At 38.3% G+C, this 22,462-nt stretch carries 21 protein-coding genes and 1 riboswitch; of the genes, 17 read left to right on the forward strand and 4 right to left on the reverse strand.

Annotation, left to right across the window (positions count from 1 at the left end):
• Positions 1-63 precede the first annotated feature (63 nt).
• The 5 genes from hutI to Q0948_RS00635 are packed head-to-tail and all read left to right on the forward strand — an operon-like array spanning position 64 to position 4,117.
• On the forward strand, positions 64-1,293 hold the full coding sequence (hutI, locus tag Q0948_RS00615) for an imidazolonepropionase (protein ID WP_298348545.1): 1,230 nt from the start codon (positions 64-66) through the stop codon (positions 1,291-1,293).
• Positions 1,290-1,868, forward strand: a complete 579-nt coding sequence (locus Q0948_RS00620) for a hypothetical protein (RefSeq protein ID WP_298348544.1) — start codon at positions 1,290-1,292, stop codon at positions 1,866-1,868. The genes hutI and Q0948_RS00620 overlap by 4 nt, the downstream gene beginning before the upstream one ends.
• Position 1,869: 1 nt before the next feature.
• Positions 1,870-2,871 (forward strand): formimidoylglutamase, encoded by a 1,002-nt coding sequence (locus tag Q0948_RS00625; protein ID WP_298348542.1) that lies wholly within the window; start codon positions 1,870-1,872, stop codon positions 2,869-2,871.
• Positions 2,852-3,319, forward strand: a complete 468-nt coding sequence (locus Q0948_RS00630; RefSeq protein WP_298348540.1) for a GNAT family N-acetyltransferase — start codon at positions 2,852-2,854, stop codon at positions 3,317-3,319. The genes Q0948_RS00625 and Q0948_RS00630 overlap by 20 nt, the downstream gene beginning before the upstream one ends.
• Positions 3,320-3,325: 6 nt before the next feature.
• Entirely contained in the window at positions 3,326-4,117 is a 792-nt protein-coding gene (locus Q0948_RS00635; protein ID WP_298348538.1) for an MBL fold metallo-hydrolase, read from the forward strand.
• A gap of 63 nt (positions 4,118-4,180) precedes the next feature.
• Here the strand turns inward: Q0948_RS00635 and Q0948_RS00640 are convergent, their stop codons facing one another.
• Positions 4,181-5,062 (reverse strand): hypothetical protein, encoded by an 882-nt coding sequence (locus Q0948_RS00640; protein WP_298348536.1) that lies wholly within the window; start codon positions 5,060-5,062, stop codon positions 4,181-4,183.
• Positions 5,063-5,434: 372 nt separating this feature from the next.
• On the opposite strand from Q0948_RS00640, the gene Q0948_RS00645 reads away from it, so the two are divergent.
• From Q0948_RS00645 to Q0948_RS00655, 3 genes are all read left to right on the forward strand, one after another.
• Positions 5,435-6,730, forward strand: coding sequence for a DUF2254 domain-containing protein (locus Q0948_RS00645; protein ID WP_298348534.1), 1,296 nt, complete (start codon positions 5,435-5,437; stop codon positions 6,728-6,730).
• Between the two features lie 101 nt (positions 6,731-6,831).
• Positions 6,832-7,371, forward strand: coding sequence for a DsrE family protein (locus Q0948_RS00650; RefSeq protein WP_298572838.1), 540 nt, complete (start codon positions 6,832-6,834; stop codon positions 7,369-7,371).
• 45 nt (positions 7,372-7,416) lie between these two features.
• Complete coding sequence (locus tag Q0948_RS00655; protein WP_298348530.1) at positions 7,417-9,036, forward strand: M1 family metallopeptidase; 1,620 nt, start codon at positions 7,417-7,419, stop codon at positions 9,034-9,036.
• A gap of 7 nt (positions 9,037-9,043) precedes the next feature.
• Here Q0948_RS00655 and Q0948_RS00660 read toward each other — a convergent pair whose 3' ends face one another.
• Entirely contained in the window at positions 9,044-10,276 is a 1,233-nt protein-coding gene (locus Q0948_RS00660) for an FtsX-like permease family protein (RefSeq protein WP_298348529.1), read from the reverse strand.
• Here Q0948_RS00660 and Q0948_RS00665 point away from each other — a divergent pair, their 5' ends adjacent.
• The 3 genes from Q0948_RS00665 (at position 10,277) to Q0948_RS00675 (ending at position 13,723) form a co-directional block, all read left to right on the forward strand.
• Positions 10,277-11,539, forward strand: a complete 1,263-nt coding sequence (locus Q0948_RS00665) for a DUF1343 domain-containing protein (RefSeq protein ID WP_298348527.1) — start codon at positions 10,277-10,279, stop codon at positions 11,537-11,539.
• The gene (locus tag Q0948_RS00670; RefSeq protein WP_298348525.1) at positions 11,532-12,182 is read left to right on the forward strand and encodes a hypothetical protein; all 651 of its coding nucleotides are present in this window, start codon (positions 11,532-11,534) and stop codon (positions 12,180-12,182) included. The genes Q0948_RS00665 and Q0948_RS00670 overlap by 8 nt, the downstream gene beginning before the upstream one ends.
• A 98-nt stretch (positions 12,183-12,280) precedes the next feature.
• Complete coding sequence (locus Q0948_RS00675) at positions 12,281-13,723, forward strand: S41 family peptidase (RefSeq protein ID WP_298348523.1); 1,443 nt, start codon at positions 12,281-12,283, stop codon at positions 13,721-13,723.
• Between the two features lie 56 nt (positions 13,724-13,779).
• On the opposite strand, the gene Q0948_RS00680 is transcribed toward Q0948_RS00675, so the two are convergent.
• Positions 13,780-14,850: a DUF5074 domain-containing protein gene (locus Q0948_RS00680; RefSeq protein WP_298348521.1), complete on the reverse strand. Its 1,071-nt coding sequence runs from the start codon at positions 14,848-14,850 to the stop codon at positions 13,780-13,782.
• 8 nt (positions 14,851-14,858) lie between these two features.
• Positions 14,859-16,715: a TonB-dependent receptor gene (locus Q0948_RS00685; protein ID WP_298348520.1), complete on the reverse strand. Its 1,857-nt coding sequence runs from the start codon at positions 16,713-16,715 to the stop codon at positions 14,859-14,861.
• A 33-nt stretch (positions 16,716-16,748) separates the two neighbouring features.
• A riboswitch (cobalamin riboswitch) is annotated at positions 16,749-16,955 on the reverse strand.
• An 87-nt stretch (positions 16,956-17,042) separates the two neighbouring features.
• Between Q0948_RS00685 and Q0948_RS00690 the strand changes: the two genes are divergently transcribed.
• From Q0948_RS00690 to Q0948_RS00715, 6 genes are all read left to right on the forward strand, one after another.
• Entirely contained in the window at positions 17,043-18,221 is a 1,179-nt protein-coding gene (locus Q0948_RS00690) for an ABC transporter substrate-binding protein (RefSeq protein WP_298348518.1), read from the forward strand.
• Complete coding sequence (locus Q0948_RS00695) at positions 18,214-19,239, forward strand: iron ABC transporter permease (protein WP_298348516.1); 1,026 nt, start codon at positions 18,214-18,216, stop codon at positions 19,237-19,239. The genes Q0948_RS00690 and Q0948_RS00695 overlap by 8 nt, the downstream gene beginning before the upstream one ends.
• On the forward strand, positions 19,239-20,033 hold the full coding sequence (locus Q0948_RS00700) for an ABC transporter ATP-binding protein (protein WP_298348513.1): 795 nt from the start codon (positions 19,239-19,241) through the stop codon (positions 20,031-20,033). Before Q0948_RS00695 ends, Q0948_RS00700 begins: the two co-directional genes overlap by 1 nt.
• A gap of 4 nt (positions 20,034-20,037) precedes the next feature.
• Positions 20,038-20,562: a hypothetical protein gene (locus Q0948_RS00705; protein ID WP_298348511.1), complete on the forward strand. Its 525-nt coding sequence runs from the start codon at positions 20,038-20,040 to the stop codon at positions 20,560-20,562.
• Between the two features lie 107 nt (positions 20,563-20,669).
• Positions 20,670-22,076, forward strand: a complete 1,407-nt coding sequence (rmuC, locus tag Q0948_RS00710) for a DNA recombination protein RmuC (protein WP_298348509.1) — start codon at positions 20,670-20,672, stop codon at positions 22,074-22,076.
• 6 nt (positions 22,077-22,082) lie between these two features.
• On the forward strand, positions 22,083-22,451 hold the full coding sequence (locus Q0948_RS00715) for a 6-phosphogluconate dehydrogenase (protein WP_298348507.1): 369 nt from the start codon (positions 22,083-22,085) through the stop codon (positions 22,449-22,451).
• Positions 22,452-22,462 lie beyond the last annotated feature (11 nt).

Below are 22,462 nucleotides of genomic sequence, written 5' to 3' on the forward strand. Positions count from 1 at the left end.
GTTTTAGACATTCTCTTAAAAATGTTAATGCAATAGTCGTATAAAGTTGCTACCTTTAAAAGGATGAAATTGATTACTAACATATATCAGCTTTTAGTAACTGGAGAATATGATAAGCCTCTTTGTGGCAAGGAGATGGGCACTATGCCGTATATTGAGAATGCGTATCTCGTAATAGATGAAGATCGCATTTATGAGTATGGTAGTATGGATGATTTACATCCCATCGCTGTAGATGAAGTTATAGACGCAACAGGCCAAATAGTATTACCTATGTGGTGTGACTCTCACACGCATCTAGTATTTGCTACAACTCGTGAAGATGAGTTTGTAGATCGCATAAAAGGCTTGAGTTATCAAGAGATTGCTGCCAGAGGTGGTGGAATTTTGAACAGCGCTCGCAAGTTACAGGCAATGAGCGAAGATGAACTTTATGAAGATGCATTAGAGCGCTTATTACAATGTATTAAAACGGGTACTGGGGCTATAGAGATTAAAACAGGTTATGGCCTTACAGTAGCGTCAGAACTTAAGATGCTGCGCGTTATTAAAAGACTCAGTACTGCCGTAGATATCCCTGTAAAAGCAACGCTACTAGCTGCTCACGCTATACCAGAGCGACACAAACAAAATAGAGAAGCTTATATAGATGAGATTGTAAATGAGATGATACCAGCATTTACAAAGGAGTCATTAGTAGATTTTATAGACATATTTTGTGAGACAGGATACTTTACGGTGTCAGAAATGGATACCATAGTAAACGCAGGAAAGGCGCACGGCTTAAAACCTAAGGTACACGTAAACCAGTTTACAAGTATAGGTGGTATACAGAAAGCTATAGAGCTTGAAGCGCTCACTGTAGATCATCTAGAAGAACTTACCGAAAAAGATATAGATGCATTAAAAACATCAAATACGATACCGGTAGCCTTACCAGGCTGTTCTTTCTTCTTAAATATACCATATACACCCGCACGCAAGATTATAGATGCAGGCCTATCTCTTGCTGTGGCAACAGACTATAATCCAGGATCATCACCTAGCAGCTCTATGAATTTTATAGTATCACAGGCGTGCATCAATCTTAAAATGACCCCTGCAGAGGCAATTGTTGCAGCTACTATAAACGGTGCATTTGCAATGGATGTCGCAAAAGAAACTGGAAGTATTACAAAAGGAAAAAAAGCAAATTTAATAATTACTAAACCCCTACCCTCTTACAATGCAATTCCCTATCACTTTGGACAACACCAGATTGATAAGGTAATTGTAAATGGAGAAGTCTTATGATTATACCTAATTTTTTTATCGTACCGGGAAGCCCGGTAAGTGACACATTTATTGAACACGGAGTTACTACTTTTTATGACGCGATACGCAAAGTGCATCATCTTCCTTATGGGAGAGTAGAAAACCCGTTAGAGTTTGGAAACATTATTACAAATGGTCGAGGCACTTGTAGTACAAAACACGCCACATTAAAAACACTCACAGATGAGCACGCAATTTATGGCTTACAACTAGAACTTGCTATTTATGCTATGAATGAAGAGAACACCCCAGGTGTGGGAGCGACTCTTGATAAATACAACCTGCCATATATGCTAGAAGCACACACGTTTTTATGTTATGATGACGAAGTATATGATTACACATTTGCTCAGTCTAAAAACCTTAAGTGGAAAGATGCAATACTAATGCAAACCACAATAGATACAGACCAGATAGGTGAGTATAAAAAGAACTATCACAAATCTGTACTCGCAGACTGGATAAAAAGAGATAACCTACCATATACGCTAGACGAACTTTACATTATAAGAGAGCAATGTATAGAAGCGCTCTCAGACGCGATAACGCATTGATATGATACAGCTACACATTGCAACAGAAAGTGACATTAAACCATTCACACATCTTCGAGCTGGTGAGACCAAGCTAGGAGAAACCTTGCAACTATGTGATAGCCTAGATGACATTGTAAATAATAATTGCACCTATGTTCTTTTTGGAATTTGTGAGGATATTGGTATTCGTGCAAACTACGGTAAGCCCGGGGCAATAAAAGCTTGGGGAAGTTTTGTAAAAGCTTTTGTAAACGTTCAAGACAATCAATTTAATAATGGTAACGATATCCTACTATTAGGTCATATAGCTGTATCGCCAGATATAGACGATATAGATAAAGAGAATCCAGAAACCTTAGGTAGTATTGTAGCAAGAATAGATAGTAAAGTAGCAACCGTGGTAAACCGCATAGTAAGTGCGGGCAAAATACCTATAGTTATAGGAGGCGGTCATAATAACGCCTACGGAAATATAAAAGGTACTGCAACGGCTTTGCAAAAAGCTATAAATGTCATCAATTTTGATGCTCATACAGATTTAAGAAAAGCAGAGTATAGACATAGTGGTAATGGCTTTACATATGCGCTAGAAAGTGAGAACTCATACCTCAAGACCTATTGTATCTTCGGGTTACATAAAAACTACACACCACAGTATATTTACAATATGATAGCTACTAGCAATCATATCACCGCTTTTGATATGGAGGATATGCTTCTCGAAAGTAAACAGGTGGAAAATTTTAAAACTGCTATCTCCCAGTTAAGTGACAATACATTAGGTATTGAGGTAGATGTAGATAGTATTGCCAATTTCTCAAGTAGTGCACAAACGCCTTCTGGATTTAACTTAGAGATGATGCGTTATTTTTTAGGACAGCTTGCGCGAAATAATAAATGTGGTTATTTACATATTTGTGAGGCCGCTCCAACAAAGAAAAATTATCAACAAGTAGGTAAAGCATTATCTTACCTCGTTACGGACTTTATAAGAAATCATCGTGAATATTATACCCTATAACACAAAACATAAAGACGCCTTCAAGCATCTTAATATAGAATGGCTAGAGACCTATTTTTATGTAGAACCTTATGACTTAGAAGTATTAAGTAAGCCAGAAACTTACATTATAAATAAAGGAGGATACATATTTTTTGCCCAGCACAATGATGAGATTGTAGGCACCGTGGCGCTTATGCCCACACAAATAAACGGTGTATTAGAACTTACAAAAATGGCAGTATCTCCACAGGCTAGAGGTCTAGGCATAGGTCAAAAATTAATGGAGCATTGTATCGCTTTCGCGAAAGCGGAAAACCTTTCAAAACTCATACTTTATTCAAACACCGTTTTAGAAAACGCTATTCATATTTATAAAAAATGGGGTTTTATTGAGATTCCCGTAGAAGAAAATGCATCATACGAGCGAGCAAACATAAAAATGGAAAAAATAATTAACCATAAATAACAGAAAATGAAATTACTCAACATTATACTCTTAGCCGCCCTTACCATAGGTATTACAAGCTGTAAAGAAAACACACCAAACGAAACCAAAACAACTACAGAGGTTGTAAAAGAGGAGAAAGCAAAGAAAAGTAACTTTGAGATTTACCCAGTATCGCACGCTACTATGGTTTTAAAATGGGATGATAATGCTATTTATATTGATCCCGTAGGAGGTCCAGAAAATTTTGACCTTTATGATGCGCCAGATCTTATCTTGATTACAGATATACACGGTGATCACTTAAACGTAAACACTGTACAAGGTATTCTAACAGAATCTACAAAGATTATTGCACCACAAGCAGTAGTAGATAAACTCCCAGAAGATTTACAAAAAATCACAACCGTACTTAGTAATGATAATTCCTTAATGAAAAATGATTTTAACATCACTGCGATCCCTATGTACAACCTTAGAGAGGAAGCACTTAAATTTCACTCAAAAGGCAGAGGAAATGGCTATGTAATTGAAAAAGATGATAAACGAGTTTACATCTCTGGAGATACAGAAGACATACCAGAAATGCGCAATCTAGCAAATATAGATATAGCTTTTGTATGTATGAACTTGCCATACACAATGACGGTAGAGAGCGCTGCGAGTGCGGTATTAGACTTTAAGCCAGAGACCGTATTTCCATATCATTACAGAGGTACAGAAGGTCTAAGCGACGTTTCAAAATTTAAAGAACTAGTAAATAAAGGCGATAGTAGTATTAATGTTGCCCAGCTAGACTGGTACCCTACAGTAGAATAAAAAAACACCGCTTTAAGATGGATATCTTAGAGCGGTGTAATATGCTTTTAAATATGGTCTCTTTTACTTTAGACTAAAAGAAGTTTGAGCAAGAAGCGCCCCTTTATCATACACAAAGACTTTGTAAGTTCCTTCTGGAAAAAACTTTGTGGTCTTCCCTATATTCTCACAAATATCTAGCGCTGTATTCTCATAATAAAACTTAGAGATTGTACTGTATGTAACCACTGTCCCGTCAAAGGCTACTTGCTTGTTATCACCTAGCGTGTTTCCTTCTGGGTCTACAACCTGTACATAAAGCATACGGTCACCAGCTTCGGCAAGACGATTTTGTGGTACTGTATAACACGCACGTAGCTTATCTACACGTCTATTATTTGAGTTCTCTATAAGCTTACCAGAAGAGCGTTCTATCACTCCAGTGGCACTAAGCTTATTTGCCGCCAGTGCAGATCCTAAAGTTACACGCTCTGCTAGTGCTTGATTTTCTAGTGATAGAGAATCTCCTACACCTCTTTGTACCTCTAGCTCATACGTTGTACTGTCTACGCGCATCGCGAGCATCTGGTTACTACCGCGTAGGGAGTCATTTTGAGCAAATAAGAAATCACGCTCGTTACGTAGTTTAAACACTTCTGCTCTATACTTCCCAAGACTCGCTATGGTGGCATCTTTTGCATTTATGTCAGATATAAGACCTTGTATTCTATCACGAGCTTCGTTAAGCTCTGTGTCTTTAAGGTTATTTTCTTCTATAACTACATCATACTTACTCACCATTTCCTTAAGATCTGCAAGCACTACATTCTTCTCTTTTGTAAGTTGGCTTTTTGTATCTTTTTCTTGGTTATACAGTTTTACTGCAAAGGCACCGGCAACGACTAAAAGTACTGCAAGAATCCCTGCAATGATCTTAATACCGTTTCCACTTTTTCCGTTGTCCATAATATTTAGTTTAATTTTATTGGTTATACGTCTAATGCAAAGAATTGGATTTTATTTTAATTGCTTCTGCTAAAATATTCTTTTTACCATACAATTAACGCCCGATATTAAAAATTGTTAAAATTAGATATTCACATCATCCAAAGAGCGACAACATACGTAGTAAAGATGCTGATATACAATCGTATAACAAGACATAGCCATCCAGAGCAAGCACATTGATTTGAGCAAGAAAATTACATTGCAATTGGTAATAAACAAGGTGAAAATTTTAATCACGCTTTCGCGAAAGCGTAAAAACAACCCTTAACAGCTGTTAACGTAGTTCTAAAAGCAATGCTATCCTTAAGTTTTTTACGGAAATTGTAACTTATGAATAGACTGTACACAAAACTTGAGCTTTTATACAGCCGTATTACTGGTAATGTAGCCTTCTACCCTAGCCTCATTGCCTTTATGGGACTCGGGTTAGGGTTCTTAATGTCTTATGCAGAGCAGCAAGGAATCTCAAAGTATCTTATAGACGTTGTACCAGCGCTTGTAATTAATGATGCAGATACGGCTCGTACGCTACTCAGCACCTTTATAGGCGGTATTTTTAGTCTAATGGTTTTTAGCTTTTCTATGGTTATGCTCATACTTAACCAGGCATCTAGTAATTATTCACCACGCATATTACCAGGACTTATTGCAAATAAACGTCACCAGGTGGTACTAGGCTTTTATATTGCTGTCATCATTTACTGTATCATTATCTTACTTAGTATTGAGCCAGAACAGTCTAAAACACAACTACCAGGCTTTGCTGTACTTGTAGGGATTGTATTGAGCATACACGTGCTTGCAGCTTTTATATACTTTATACACTCTATATCTCAAGCCATACAGATTAATAATATTATAGATCGTATTTACAAAGTATCAAGAGATCGCATCCAGCAACTTATAGACACAGAGAGTGACCCCACTGGAGTAGCCGTTTTTAAGGACAGTAACTCTTGGCAAAGCTATACCACAAAATTCTCTGGACATCTTAATGATATAGCACTAGACTCTCTTGTAGATTTTTGTAATGAGCACTCTTGTAAGGTATCACTACTAATTCCTAAAGGATCATTTGTACTAGATAGTACAAAAATAGTAAGTGTAAATAAGGATCTTAACGAGGATGCTATTGAAGCGCTACGCTCTTGTTTTGGCTTTTCTAGATCTGAGATTGTAAAAAATAATTATATACTCGGTTTTAAACAGCTTACAGAGATTGCTGTAAAAGCAATGAGCCCAGGTATAAATGATCCCGGAACGGCAATTACCTGTCTAGACTACCTTACCGAGCTATTTGTATTACGTATGCAAAAGAGAGATAACAGCTTTGTGACAGATAAAGATGGTAATGCCCTCGTATCACTACGCACTATAAACTTTGAAGAAGTCCTCTATTTTATTTTTGCATCCCTAAGACAGTATTGCAAAGAAGACTTTATTATGCTACACAAAATGTTGCAAAGCTTGAGATACCTAAGTACATCTGATGCGTTAAAGGACGAGTATACAGAGGCTATTATCAACCAAGTACAACTCATCATAGATGATGCAAACCAATTTATTAAAAACGAGTCAGATCTTGCTATTTTAAACAAGGTGGCTAGTGAAGTGCAAACAAGCTAGATGATATTATTACCACCAGATAAGGTTTTTTGACTGGTTTTCTTTTTCTTTATACACATTACATAATGCGTGCTGCATTACTTAAAACTACATTTACTTTTATGAAAAATTTGCTTCTTATTGCTTTATGTTTCGCTTTCGCGAAAGCGTACTCACAACAACCCTCATCACAACCTGGTAACGTCATCAAAGATTTTGGAAAAACCTTTGACGTACCAGAACCAGATTTTAAAACCGATACTGAAGCCCAATTTTATATTGTTTTTGATGTGGCAAAAGCCCCAGAAGACCCTAGTGTAAGAAACCCATACATAGAGACGATGGCTCGCTTTTTAAATATGCACGATAAAGCAGGTGTGCCTAAGGAGAATATGCACATACGTGCAGCTATACACGGCAAGGCGGCATATGGCGTACTTACAAATGAACTTTATAAAGAAAAATATGGGGTAGATAATCCCAATATTGCACTTCTAGAAGCACTAAACGATGCAGGAGTAGAACTTATACTCTGCGGGCAAACGGCGGGATCACGCAACATTACTTCGGCACGAAGATTGGAAATGATAGATGTAGCTCTCTCTGCAATGACCGTTTTAAGCCAGTCACAAATGAGTGGATACTCGCTTATTGCATTTTAAAAAACCGTTACAAGCATACCTTACACAATAAATTAAACCAGATTAATGCGTTACCTATTTTTACTGGGCTTTATACTCACGAGCCTATCTTCATACTCTCAAAAAATAACTCGTCAAGACAGTTTACGTGGTAGCATCACACCACAAAGAGCGTGGTGGGACCTTGTACATTATGACCTTTCTGTAGAGGTGATGCCAGAGTCAAAGACAATTATAGGGACTAATGTGATGACCTACAAAGTGCTTAATGAAGGCACTAATGAGTTACAAATAGATCTACAAGCACCTATGGAGCTTACCGCTGTAATGCAAGATGGTCACTCGCTGGATGTACGGTCAGAAGGTAATGCCCATTTTATACAACTTGAAGATCCACAGAGTGAGGGTGAGCTAAGGAAGATTTCGCTAAGTTTTGAAGGTAAACCTAGAATTGCAAAAAACCCGCCGTGGGATGGTGGTATCACCTGGAAAAAAGATAGCAACGGGAAACACTTTATCGCTAGTTCAAATCAAGGCATAGGCTCTAGTGTATGGTGGCCTAACAGAGATCACCCGGCAGACGAGGTAGACAGTCTTGATATGCACGTTACCGTACCTAAAGATCTCATAGACGTGTCAAACGGAAGACTTGTACACATAGATACAGACGCAACTACAAAAACATACCACTGGACAGTAAAAAACCCAATAAATAACTACGGTGTGAACTTAAATATAGGGGATTATGTAAACTTCTCTGAAGTTTATAAAGGAGAGAAAGGCCCTCTAGATATGAGCTACTGGGTGCTCAAGGAGGATGAAGAGAAGGCTCGAGAGCAGTTTAAACAAGCCCCTATGATGATGGAGGCTTTTGAGCACTGGTTTGGTCCGTACCCGTTTTATGAGGATAGTTTTAAACTCGTGCAAGCACCTTATCTTGGGATGGAACATCAAAGCTCTGTAACCTATGGCAATAGATTTAAAAATGGATACCTAGGTAGAGATCTCTCTGGTACAGGTGAGGGATTAAAATTTGATTTTATCATCATTCACGAGGCTGGTCACGAGTGGTTTGCAAATAATATTACAAATAAAGACGTAGCAGATATGTGGATACACGAAGGCTTTACCTCATATTCTGAAAATCTATATCTCGATTACCACTTTGGAAAAGAAACTGCAGCAACTTATACCATAGGTACTCGTGATAAAATACGTAATGATAGACCCATAATAGGCACCTATAATGTAGATAAGGAAGGAAGTGGTGATATGTATTACAAAGGTGCAAACATACTACTCACCTTACGTACCATAGCGCAAGATGATGATTTATGGCGAGCAACACTGCGAGGCTTAAGCAAAGAATTTTATCACCAAACTACAACAACCGCTGCTGTAGAAAATTATATTGCAAATGCGCTAAATCTAGACTTAACGCCCTTCTTTAATCAATATCTCAGAGAAAAAGATATCCCAACATTTGAGTATAAAATCAATAAAAAAGAAATGCACTATCGATTTAATAATACCATACAAGGTTTTACAATGCCCTTACGTATTAAGATTAATGAGGAGTACATATGGCTTGATCCTACAGATATATGGCAGTGCCTAGATGTAGCTAAAGGAACTAGCACCGTACAAATAGATCGTAATATGTATGTAGATATAAGAAAGATGTAGGTACTACCTACTCAAATCTTATAGCTCTAACGGGGCTAATTTTTGTGATGATATAAGATGGTATAAGGAGTACAAGTACACATATAGTAAAAACTCCCAAGTTAAGAGATACAATATGCCACACGTTTATGAGTACAGGCGCCTCACTTACATAATAAGTAGATGGATCTAGTTTTATAAACCCAAAATACTTCTGAGCAAATAAAATTCCTAGTCCTATAAGGTTACCCCAGAAGAGTCCCAGACCTATAAGATACATTGCATTGTAGATAAATATCTTACGCACATTCCAGTCTGTGCTGCCCAGTGCTTTAAGAATACCTATCATACGTGTGCGCTCAAGTACAAGTACAAGAAGTGCCACAGCGATATTTATACCTGCTATAAGAATCATCACAATGATAATGAGCATTATATTAAAGTCAAATAACTTGATCCACTCAAAGATATTATAGTTGCGCTGTATGATAGATATGGATCTAAGCATAGAGCCAGAGTTTTCATACACTTCATTATTAACTCGCTCTATATTATCAAAATCATCTACAAAAACCTCAAACGCTCCTACCTCGTCCTTTTCCCATTTATTTATAAAAGTAAGATGGCGGCGGTCTCCTATGATGTAAATCTTATCAAACTCTTGATAAGCGCTTTCATAAAGACCTACAATATCAAGTGATCGTGATCTAAAGCGTGTGTTTTCTTTATTTACAAAGTGCATTACAGCTTTATCCCCTACCGTAAAACCCAAACGCTTTGCAAGATAGGTACTCATTAAAATTTCATTATTGAGGTCACCTGTAAGCTCTGGCTTGCGGCCTTCTATGATATAATCTTCTATGCGAGACCAGTCATAATCATCACCCACACCTTTGTAAACCACACCCTCAAAGGTCTCTGCAGTGCGTATCATTCCTGCCTTAGTCGTGATTGCCTGTACGTGTGTTACTTCTGGTACAGCATCAAAGTTTGGGTAAAAGTCTTGATTAATGGTAATAGGGTTTACGGTCTCCTCACTATTATTTCCATCAAAGTTTGAGACAAGTATATCACCAGAAAAGGCAGACACCTTCTGTCTAATCTCACGTTGCAGCCCTACACCGGTAGCTATAGAAATAAGCATCATCACCATACCTATTGCGATTGCTGCAATCGCAATTTTAATTATCGTACTGGAAGCACTACTTTTATACGATGTCCCGCCATTTAGGCGTTTGGCTATAAAATACTCTAGATTCAAATGCGTCTCATTTTATTCAAAAATACCCTTTTTTTAACGCTCACACTCTTAATTTCTTGTGCAAATACGGGTGGGGATAAGACCGCTTTCGCGAAAGCGGAATCCAAACAACCCACGACAAGTAACGTAGTAGTCATAGATTCTAGCATTACTGTGGGTGCAAATAGAACAGAGCTGTACCTCCCATTACTAGTAAATAAAAATGTAGGAGTAGTTACAAACAAAAGTGGACTCATCTTTACCGAGACACTGCATACGGAAGCGCAAAGTACTCACCTGGTAGACTCCTTACTAAGTATGGGAGTTACGATAAAGAAGGTTTTCTCGCCAGAGCACGGCTTTAGAGGAAATGTAGATGCCGGCGAAAAGGTAAAGGACGGTAAGGACCCAAAAACGGGTCTCAACATTATCTCTCTTTACGGAAAGAATAAAAAACCCACAGCACAACAATTAGAAGGGGTTGATGTCTTACTCTTTGACATACAAGATGTGGGCGTGCGTTTTTACACCTACATATCTACCCTCACCTATGTTATGGAAGCAGCCGCCGAAAGTGGGATTCCTGTCATAGTGCTAGACAGACCTAATCCTAATGCACATTACATAGACGGTCCTACACTAGAAAAAGAACACACTAGCTTTTTAGGTATGCACGAGATACCACTTGTATATGGTATGACGATAGGCGAATATGCAAAAATGGTAAATGGAGAAGGCTGGCTAAAAGATAAGATCACAGTAGATCTTACGGTAATACCGCTTGAAAACTGGTCATACCAGAAAAAGTATGCACTCCCTACAAGACCATCGCCTAACTTGCCTAATGATAAGAGTATCAATTTATATCCTAGCTTAGGTTTTTTTGAAGGAACTACGGTAAATGCTGGTCGCGGGACAGAGATGCAGTTTCAAATCTTTGGCGCACCAGATTTTCCTAAAGAGCACTTTTCATTCTTATACACGCCACAACCTAATTTTGGATCAAAATCACCAAAACATAAGGGAGTCACCTGTAACGGTAAAGACCTACGTGATGAGGCCTATATGAACAGGGTAAATCTTGAATGGCTCATAGAAGCCTATGCTGCTAGTAGCAAGAAGGATGCTTTCTTTAAAACAGCCAGTTTTACACTTCACGCAGGTTCAACACAATTACAGCAAGACATTGAGGCGGGCTACACCTTTAAGGAGATTAAAAGAAAATGGTTGCCAGGTATAGAACGATTTAAAAAGATACGCTCAAAATATCTAATGTATGAGTAGGGATGCGTTTTTGCTTTCGCTTAAAGCGAAAATTGAAACCCTATTTACCACCTACACAAAGCTTCTTCATACACAAGAACAGCAAGACATTATACGTAATGGCTTTGTATTCTCTAAGATAGATCCTACGGCAAACGTGCTGGTTATGGGTATAAATCCATCGTTACGCACAGATTTTATAAGTGATGATATGTGTAGCTATGATTATAGTAAATTGCACGAGGATAGGTACTTTAAAAAATTTTACAACTTACTATCAGCTTTTGAATCTCAAGGAATTACCTATTGCGATTTATTCTATCAACGACATACCGAGCAAAAACAAATAGCAAACTTTCTTAACAATGAGCTAGGTAAACAGTTTCTCAGAGATCAACTTGAGATTACTAAGGAGGTCATTACCTATGTCGCTCCTAAGCTTATCTTACTTTTTAATAGACAAGGCGCTCAGTTTTTTTCTTCAGAGTGGATGGATATTAGTCTAGATCTAGATAAAAAACTGTCTACACATAATAAACTTGCTTATAGTCACAAACTTGAATCTTACATTTACTTTGCCCCCTTCTTAGGGTATAGAACACCAAAAACCGCGTTTGAGCAACTAGATCACGATTTACCGCTGTTAGCAAAGCTTGTTAATTAATTTCAAAACTTTAAGGCAGACAATGTAATTGTAGTGACTTTTTTACGTTTAACTATATTTGATACTAGATTACGATATACTCCCTTAATATTAACCCTATGAAAAAGATTACCCTACTCCTACTCGTCTTTACAATGCTCTTTTTTTCTTGTAATGACGATCTTGATGATATTATAAGACCAGCGACTACAGTAGAGCTCTCTGACTTTGTTTACAGAGGTCTCAATTACTGGTCATTATATAAAGACCAAGTGCCAGAGCTAGCAAATGATTTTTTTAGTAATGATGGAGAAAAATTTGACTACTTATCGCAGTTTGCTTCTGTAGAGGATGCTTTTGATGCACTTACGGCGCCTGTAGACCGTTTCAGTATATTACGAGATGATTATACAGAATTAGAAAACTCGCTAGCGGGAATTCGCACCGCCTCTGGTATGAATATCTCCCTGCTTATTATACCTAACGACCCTACTAGAGCCTTTGGTATTGTGAGATATGTGGTAAATGATAGTCCGGCAGCTATTGCGGGTGTACAGCGAGGTATGATTTTTACACTTGTAGACGGGCAACCATTACAAGATACGACTGGACAACCTATAGATGGTAACACAAGTTTTTCTAGCTTTTTTAGTGCAGAAAGCTATACCATAAGTACAGCAACCTTTAATGGTACAGACTTTGACCTTACGGGAGAAGAAATCGTTATAAATAAAATACAGCTCGTTATAAACCCTGTACATACCGTAAATGTTTTAAGTGTAGGTGGTAATGATATAGGGTACTTACATTATACCGGCTTTACAAATGAGTTTGATAGTGATCTTAATAATGCTTTTGCAGAGTTTCAGGCAGCTGGTATTACAGATCTTGTGCTTGATTTACGCTATAATGGTGGTGGCTCTATAGAGACGGCAAACGACCTCTCATCTATGATTACTGGTCAGTTTGAGGGACAAACATTTATCACTCAAGAGTATAACTCAGATCGCAATCCAGAGAATCAATTTACACGTACTTTCAATAATAATCTAGGAAGTGGCAATGATGGAGCAACTATAAACAGCTTAGGTCTTTCTAGAGTATTCATACTCACTACGGGAAGAACAGCAAGTGCCAGCGAACTTATACTAAGTGGTCTAGATCCATATATTGAGATTATACAGATAGGTACAAACACTGTAGGAAAATTTGAAGGATCCTTCTTATTATATGATGCGCCAGCTCCAGGTTTTAGAAGATCTGAGGCAAATCCAAATCACAGATATGTAATGCTACCACTTGTACTTAAGTCTGTAAATGCAAATGGTCTTACAGACTATTTTGACGGCTTTACACCAGATATTGAAATAGCCGAAGATTTTACAAACTATGGCCAGCTAGGTGAGCAAGGCGAGCCACTTCTAGACGCAGCCATAGATGTTATTCTTAACGGAAGAAGCAACGCACTATATAACACGACGATACAACCCTCATATTATGACACAGAGCAACAAGACCCGCTCGACCAGCGTATGATAGTTGATCAACTTGATATAAACTAGCACAAAAAAAGGGGTGACAATTATGTCACCCCTTTTTAATTAACTATTAGAATAACCTAGTTAATCTCGTAAACGTTACCTGGTACAATACCTACATTAAGCGTATTTAATAAAGTACCCGTAGTAGTATCATAAAGCTCTACAGTTCCATTACTAGCAAAGTCTGCAGCGTTACATCCTGCAAGTGTACCGTCGCTAAGTATGGTCATATTATAGAAAAATGATCCAGATATAATTGCAGTACTAGTCGTTGTAAAATCTGCTATTGTTGTTTTATAAACTGCTCCACCTAGATAATAAAACACATCATCACCTACTACATTTAAGAAGCTAGGATGTTCGGTATCTGTAAATAAAACTGTTTCTACAGCAGTATTTGTATCTGTATCTATAATAGTAAATTGTCCTCCTGTCTCATTACCTGTAAATGCTGGAGCGCCACTAGCTAGAACTACAAGGCGTCCCGCTGTATCAAACTGTAATGAGTTAGGTACATCACCAACCTCTATTGTAGTAACAACATTTTCTTGCTCACTAGAGATTACAGATACAATATTATTTACTCCAAAACCTCCTTTGTGTGCTACATAAATAGCATCTCCTTTTGCTACGATTTGCTCTGGCCCTTCTGCCACAGCAATTGTACTTACTATCTCATTTGTATTTAAATCTAAAACAGCCACATAATCATCCGTAGCAACAGCTGGATCTCCCCAGTTAGTCACATAACCGTTATCCCCTATTATTACCATATTACGTGGGTTATTAAGTCCTTCTGTAATCTGGATTATTTCTTCAAAGGTATCTTTTTCTACTACCGTGATACGTGAGCTTACGTTTGTAACTACATAAACATTATCATCTGTCATAGTTAGTGATTGCACGATGTTACCCAGATTATCACCATTTACAGCTTGATATATAGATGATGTCACCGTAGTAAGGCTTTCATCTATATGATCTACCGTTCCAAAACCATTTGAAAAAGGTCCTTCATTTGTTACTAAAAATCCAGTAGCATATGGTCCTTCAACCTCTGGGGTAACTGGTATAAAAATATCATCATCTGTATTACAAGAAAATAATAAGAGTGTTGCAATACAAAATGTGTAAAAAGAATGTTTCATAAGTGTGTTTAAAAAGTAATTGTTGTTTGTAATAAAAAGTTTCTTCCAGGGTTAGGTCTAAAAGCAACCGTCTGGTAGTTCGTATTAAATAAGTTATTGACTCTCGCCATTACTTGGAGCTTAGTACCTTGCTTGTGTAAGATGTCATAGCTTGTCCCTATGTGAGCAATCGCATAGCCGTCTACCTGCGCCGAGTTATCTGTAGTTGTAAAAACACGATCTACAAAGGTAGTTTGCACATAACTACTCAGCCTGCCATAGTTATGCGCGATACCTAGTGTCGCTTTATGAGCTGGTACATAGATAAGCTGTTTGCCTCTGGCTACATCTTCGGCCTGTGTATAGGCATACTGAGCAGTGGTTGTAACTTTATGGCTACCCATAATAGCCGTATAATCAAGTGCTCCCTCAATACCATAATGCTCAGAATCTGCTATGTTTATAGGTGACCAGATACCGCTCAGATTAGGCTGCCATTGTATCAAATCATCTGTGTTTATGTAAAATCCTCTCAGTCCTAAAGTGAGGTTTTTACGTGTTCTTTTTAAGCCTATTTCGGCTTGTATGCTTGTTTCAGGTTTTAAATCTGGGTTACCTACAGCACCTGGTCCAGACCAGTAAGCATCGTTAAATGTGGGGATTCTATAATTTTTTGACGCGTTAAATGTGAGTGTATACGCTTTCGCGAAAGCGTAATCAAAACCAGCTCCCAAAAGAAATGGGCTATCAAAACCTTCTACCAGCTCTTGTCTAGCCTGAATCTCATAGGTAAATTGATTAGTAAGTTGCTGTTTCCACAAGGCGACTATAGATCCTTGATTTCTAGTAGTCGAAACGATAGACGCACCAGCTGCCGAAATATGGTTTACCTCACCTATTACGGTAAGTTCCTTTTTACGATCCAGCTTATAAGTTGCCTCGTAGTTTGCGAGGTAGCGTATAGATTTACCTAGATCATTATCGTCAGTTTGGTTATTTGCAAAATATCGAAACTGTTCAAAAATATGAGCCGCACGTAACTTGCCATTAAATCTTGTACCCAGGTTTTCCCATATGGCGAGTGTTCTTGTATTTCTGTCTTCATACCCATCATTAGACGGTGCCGTGAGTGTGCCAGAAAAGTTACGATTACCTACATAGGTATTGTGGTGCAGTTTTAATAAATGTGTACGATCACCCTTATTTTTAAGGAGATAACCCATATTAAAAATGGCGTTAAGATTATCATATTGACCATTTTCATTAAACTGATTATTTGTATCGAGATAGTCAAAATCATTTTCAGAACGTTGGTAATCTAGGCCGGCATCTATGTAAAAATTAGTATTTGAAAATTGCGTTTTGGCCGTTGCGATTTGAGTATCAAAACTTCCGTAACCTGGGGTTACTGTCGTGCTCAGTCCTTTATTAAATCTAATATCATTACCTAGATGAACACTACCACCTACTGCTCCAGAGCCATATATAATGCTCCCGCCGCCCGCTCTCACATCGAGCTGATCATAATTTTTTGACGATAAGGTATTAAAATCAGACTGGCCAGTGAGTTGGCTATTTATGTTTATACCGTTCCACACGACGGCTGTCTGTGCCGCGTTAGTCCCTCTAAAAGAGGCAGAGGCTACGCCGCCTGGCCCATTTTCTCTAAAGTATATGGTGCTATTTGCTCGCAACACCTCTGTAAGAGCCGTGCGCGAGCGCTGTATGGTGCTATCACTTATCTTCTCAAGAGCTATACCTACACTGTGGTTTTTTAACTTTGAGTCACTAAGTATCACTTCAGGTAAAACTTGAAGTGTATCTATTTGTGCGGCGGTTGTAAGTGCGCATAGCACGACAACAATAAAAAGGAATCTATGTTTCATCTATCTACCAACTTTTTACCCGAAAGTTGCTTGATTTTAATTATGAATAGTGGCAGGTCTCCTGGCTTGCTTTTGTTACACCTTCCCATCATAACACCTTATGACAGTGGCTTTGTAGTAGTAACAAACCCTTTATGGGCTTAGCTTACAGTTGCGGGAACAGCTTCCGATTTATACGGAATTCCCTTTTAATTTTCTGCACCCGTGTGATGCATCAAAACCAAAATTCGTCGCAAATATACATAACATTACTACCATACCTAGCAGTAAATCAAAAAGAAGAAAGCCCTCTTGCGGCATTGGATATTTTAATACTACTTTTGGCAAATGAAGTACTTACACCTTTTAGTCTGTCTTATACTTCTGGTAACATCTTGTAAAAATGAACCAGAAGTCACGACTGTTACTCCCACAATGAGTGCATCACAGGCAGTAACCTATGCAGATGGTTTTACCATTACAAAGTATGAAAACTACACATTGCTATCGGTTACAGAAGCATTCCCAAATGCAGATAAAACCTTTACCTACGCCCTTGTGCCAGAAGGAGGGTTGCAAGCTTCTATAGAAGAAGAAAACAGTAAAAGCCTCACCGAGTTACTTACTAATCGAGGTGTAGATGCCATTATAAAAACGCCTATAAAAAATGTAGTCGTTACCTCTACTACGCACATCCCCTCGTTAGAAATGCTTGGGGTTATTGAAACTCTAAAAGGTTTTCCTAATCTTGATTATGTGTCGAGTCCGCTTTCGCGAAAGCGTATTGAAAACAATCTCATTACAGAGCTAGGTCAAAACGAATCGCTTAACACAGAACTTGCAATAAATCTCAATCCAGATGCGGTTATCACCTTTGGTGTAGAAGGAGAAAACAAATCTGTAAACACGCTACAACGTGCAGGAATCCCTGTGCTTTACAACGGCGACTGGGTAGAAAAAGAACCGCTAGGCAAAGCAGAGTGGATCAAATTCTTTGGCGCTCTGTACGGCAAAGAAAAAGAGGCAGATAGCATTTTTACAAACATAAAAAATCAATATCTAGCCACTAAGAAACAACTTGCATCTGTAACGTCAAGTCCTACTATTTTAAGTGGTGCGATGTATAAAGACGTTTGGTATTTACCTAAGGGTGATAGCTGGCAGGCTAAAGTTCTAGAAGATGCCGGAGGCTCATACCTATGGGCAGATACCGAGGGAGTGGGAAGTATTGCCTTGAGTATAGAATCTGTGCTGGAAAAAGGACAGCAAGCAGACTTCTGGATTGCACCTGGGCAGTATACATCATATTCAAAACTACTAAGTGACAACCCTGCCTACGGACAGTTTGATGCATTTAAAAATAAGAAGGTCTATACCTTTGCAAAGAGTAAGGGAGCAACGGGTGGTTTATTATATTATGAACTTGCGCCTAACAGGCCAGACCTTGTCTTAAGAGATCTTACCAAAATCTTACACCCAGAGCTTATTACAGAAGAGTTTACATTTTTTGCACCGCTAGATGAGTAATAAAAGTTACATCATACCCTTTTGCATATTAGTTTTCATACTAGTGTTGTGCTTTATTGTAAACATAAGTTTAGGCTCCGTAAACATTCCTTTTACAGAGGTTATCTCTGGGTTACTGGGTGGTGATGTGTCTAAAACATCTTGGTTATATATTATCGTAGATTATAGATTACCTAAGGCTATTACAGCAATTATTGCTGGTGCAGGTCTTGCGGTTTCTGGCTTGTTAATGCAAACGCTTTTTCGCAATCCGCTGGCGGGGCCATTTGTATTAGGTATAAGTAGTGGTGCTAGTCTAGGCGTCGCTTTATACATCTTAGGGGGTACGGCACTGGGGCTATCTTCTACCCTATTATCTGGTAAATGGGGGCTCATCATATCGGCTAGTGTAGGAAGTTTTTTAGTCTTACTTATGGTGCTAGGTGTAGCTACGCGTATAAAAGATACAATGGCGCTCCTTATCATAGGTTTAATGGTAGGAAGCCTTACAAGTGCCGTAGTAAGTGTGCTAGCCTATTTTAGTAAAGCAGAAGAGTTACAACGATTTGTATTTTGGTCCTTTGGGAGTCTTGGTGACGTCTCTTGGCGTGGCGTGGGAATCCTTTCTATTTGTTTTGTCATTGGGATTATGGGCGCTGTTTTTTGTCTCAAATCACTTAACAGCCTTCTTTTAGGAGATGCATATGCACGTACGATAGGTACAAAATTTAGTCAGTCACGTCTACTCATTATTATTGCGACAAGTTTGCTAGCGGGCAGTATCACTGCTTTTGCAGGTCCCATTGCCTTTATAGGGCTTGCAGTACCACATTTAGTACGCCAGCTTATACCTACGGCAAATCATCGCATACTATTACCAGCTGTTATTATAGGAGGGGCAATCCTTATGCTCGTTTGTGATACAATAGCACAGGTACCGTATAGTGAGTATACATTACCTATAAACGCTATCTCTGCAATGGTGGGTGCTCCTGTAGTGATATGGCTATTAGTTCGTAAAAAGAAACTTCTTTTTTAATGCAATCTATAAACAATCATATCACCCTCCGCACAAAAGATCTTGTTATAGGCTATAACAATAATCGTGAGGAAACACCTATTGCAAAAAATCTCAATATAGATTGTAAAAAAGGAGAACTCATTGCGCTAGTAGGGATAAACGGGTCTGGTAAATCTACATTGCTTAGAACACTCACAGGACTTCAAGAACCGCTTGCTGGTGCTGTCTATATTAATGATAAAGAGATTACCAAAGTAACTCCAGCATTACTCGCACAGCAACTTAGTGTTGTATTAACTAATCAAGCTATTTCAAAAAATCTTACGGTAGCAGAGCTAGTAGCACTGGGCAGACAGCCTTATACAAACTGGCTAGGCACGCTCACAGAGGTAGATAAGGATATTATAATAACAGCTTTAAAACGTACCGAAACCTATATACTCAAAGACAAGAAGTGTTACGAGCTTAGTGACGGGCAACTGCAGCGTGTCCTCATAGCAAGAGCACTTGCTCAAGACACTCCTATAATTATGCTAGATGAACCTATGACACATCTAGACCTACATCACAAAGCCTCTGTTTTAAACCTGCTAGCTAGAATCGCAACAGAAGAGCATAAAACCATCATTTTTAGTACACACGAGATAGATTATGCCATTACCCGTTGTGATAAAATGATTGTGATGAAAGAGCGACAAGCCTTATACGACACTCCAGAAGCACTTATTGCTCAGGGAGTTTTTGATGTACTCTTTCCTTCTCACAATGTGGGGTTTGACCGTAAAAACCGTATCTTTTTTCTCAAAAAGTAAGACGATGCGTTTTCTTCAATTATTTCTAGCAGCTATGGTGCTCGCTAGCTGTTCTGCCCACTCTATTAAGGGTAAAGAAGAACGCTTTCGCGAAAGCGTAAAAACATCCATCCCAACTGCTACAGAGGCAGTTTATAAGGTTATAGACACATCAAAAATTTATAAGCTCGTGGCGAGTTATTATAAATATGATACCAATCAAACCAATGTAGTAGCTGAATATAATTACAAGAAATATCTAAAATTTTACAAAGATGGAAAGCTAGCGGTTTTTGATGATTTTGACCTCACAAGCATTGATACGCTTAAAGCGAAAGTAACCGACCACGGTTATTACGATTATACATACAACACCTTATATACAAGGCATCACCTCACAAATAAGAGTGGAAAACAATTTTACAACCCACAAGTGCACCAGCCTAACGGTGACACCTTATCACTCTACTCTCAAAGCACAAAAAGCGTAAGTCATTACCTAGCCATAGCTATTCCGGCAAACGTGGTTATTGCCGAGGCGGAGTGGTAATGAGTTTTGAAAACTTTGTACAATTTTGAATACCCTCCACTCACAATTTACTCCTAACATCATCTTTTAAAATACGTATTGCACTATCTTCTTTATATCTTTACCATATGAATGATACTTTATTACTTTTTCTTATTGCTTTCATATGCTTAGTGGGCGGTACGCTCTTAGGGATATTTATCTCAAATCTTAAAAAGAAGGGAGAACTTAGTGGTTTACAAGAGCGCTTGCGTCAAGAAGAACTTAAGCTAGAAGAGGCTAGAAACACAAGCCTTAAAGTAGAGACACAAATGCAGCAACTTCGCGCAGAAAACAATGAGCAACTCCAGCTGCTACGAGCAGATAGTGAGAAACAACTTAGCTACCTTAGAGAAGAAAAAGATCAGTTTCAAAACGAACTTACCGCTCGTAACGTAGCCTTTGAAGGCTTAGAGAAACGTATGGAAGAAAAAACTGCAGAGCTAGAACAGCTGCAAGAAAAGTTTACCAAAGATTTTGAACTCATCGCTAGTAAAATTCTTGATGAAAAGTCTAATAAGTTCACCTTACAAAACAAACAAAACCTTGATATCATCTTAAAACCGCTTCAAGAAAAAATTCAAAACTTTGAGAAGCGTGTAGAAGAAACTAATAAAGAGGCAATAGATAGAACCTCTGCCCTTAGAGAGCAAATAAAAGGTCTTACAGCGCTTAACGAGCAAATGACAAAGGAAGCCAGTAACCTTACTAAAGCGCTCAAAGGAGATAGTAAGATGCAGGGTAACTGGGGCGAGCTTGTACTAGAGCGTGTGCTAGAAAAATCTGGGCTAGAAAAAGACCGCGAGTATTTTATACAACAAAGCTTTACTACAGAAGAGGGTAAACGTGTACTTCCAGATGTGGTGATACACTTACCGGCAAATAAGAAGATGATTGTAGATAGTAAAGTATCCCTACGTGCCTACGAGCGCTTTGTAAATGAAGAAGACCCACATCTTAGAGATGCCCACTTAAAGCAGCACGTAAATGATTTAAAGCGCCACGTACAACAGCTTAGTGATAAAAACTATCAAGATATCTACCAGATAGAAAGCCCAGATTTTGTACTGCTATTTATACCTATCGAGCCAGCTTTTGCCATTGCCATAAATGCCGAAAATGAACTCTATAATAAAGCTTTTGAGCAAAATATTGTTATCGTCACACCTTCTACCCTACTTGCCACACTGCGCACTATAGACTCAATGTGGAATAATGAGAAGCAACAACAAAATGCGCTAGAGATCGCAAAACAGGCTGGAGGACTTTATGATAAATTTCACGGGCTAGTAACAGATCTTACGGCCGTAGGTAAAAAGATGGATGATGCAAAAAGTGGGTACTCTGCCGCTATGAATAAACTTGTAGAAGGTAATGGTAACCTAATCACAAGAGTAGAACGCCTTAAAAAAATGGGTGCCAAAGCAAAAAAAGCACTTCCAGAAGCTATCATTAAGCGTGCAAATGCAGATGATGACCTAACTTTACTAGACTAAATAATTATGAAAAAAATACTATTTGTAGTCCTTACTACCATCTTTTTACTGGCAGCAGCTTGGTTTGCCTTCATTTACTACGTCCCTTATAGTAAAGGAACACGCGCCGGCGAACTTATAAAATTCTCTAGCAAAGGAGTAATTTTTAAAACTTGGGAAGGTGAGATAAGCCAGGGTATAAGTGGAGCACAAATCTTTAGCTTTTCGGTATTAGATCAAGAAGAGGAGGCTATTGAGGCGCTTAATAAATATCAAGGTCAATATGTAAAGGTTGAGTATATAGAGCGCTTTGGGACCTTCTCTTTCTGGGGAGATACTAAGTACTTTATTACAAGTGTAGTACCAGAGCAATCACCACATTTTAATAGACAATAGAGAGCATTAAG

The organism is uncultured Dokdonia sp., assembly GCF_947496725.1.
GTDB lineage: Bacteria > Bacteroidota > Bacteroidia > Flavobacteriales > Flavobacteriaceae > Dokdonia.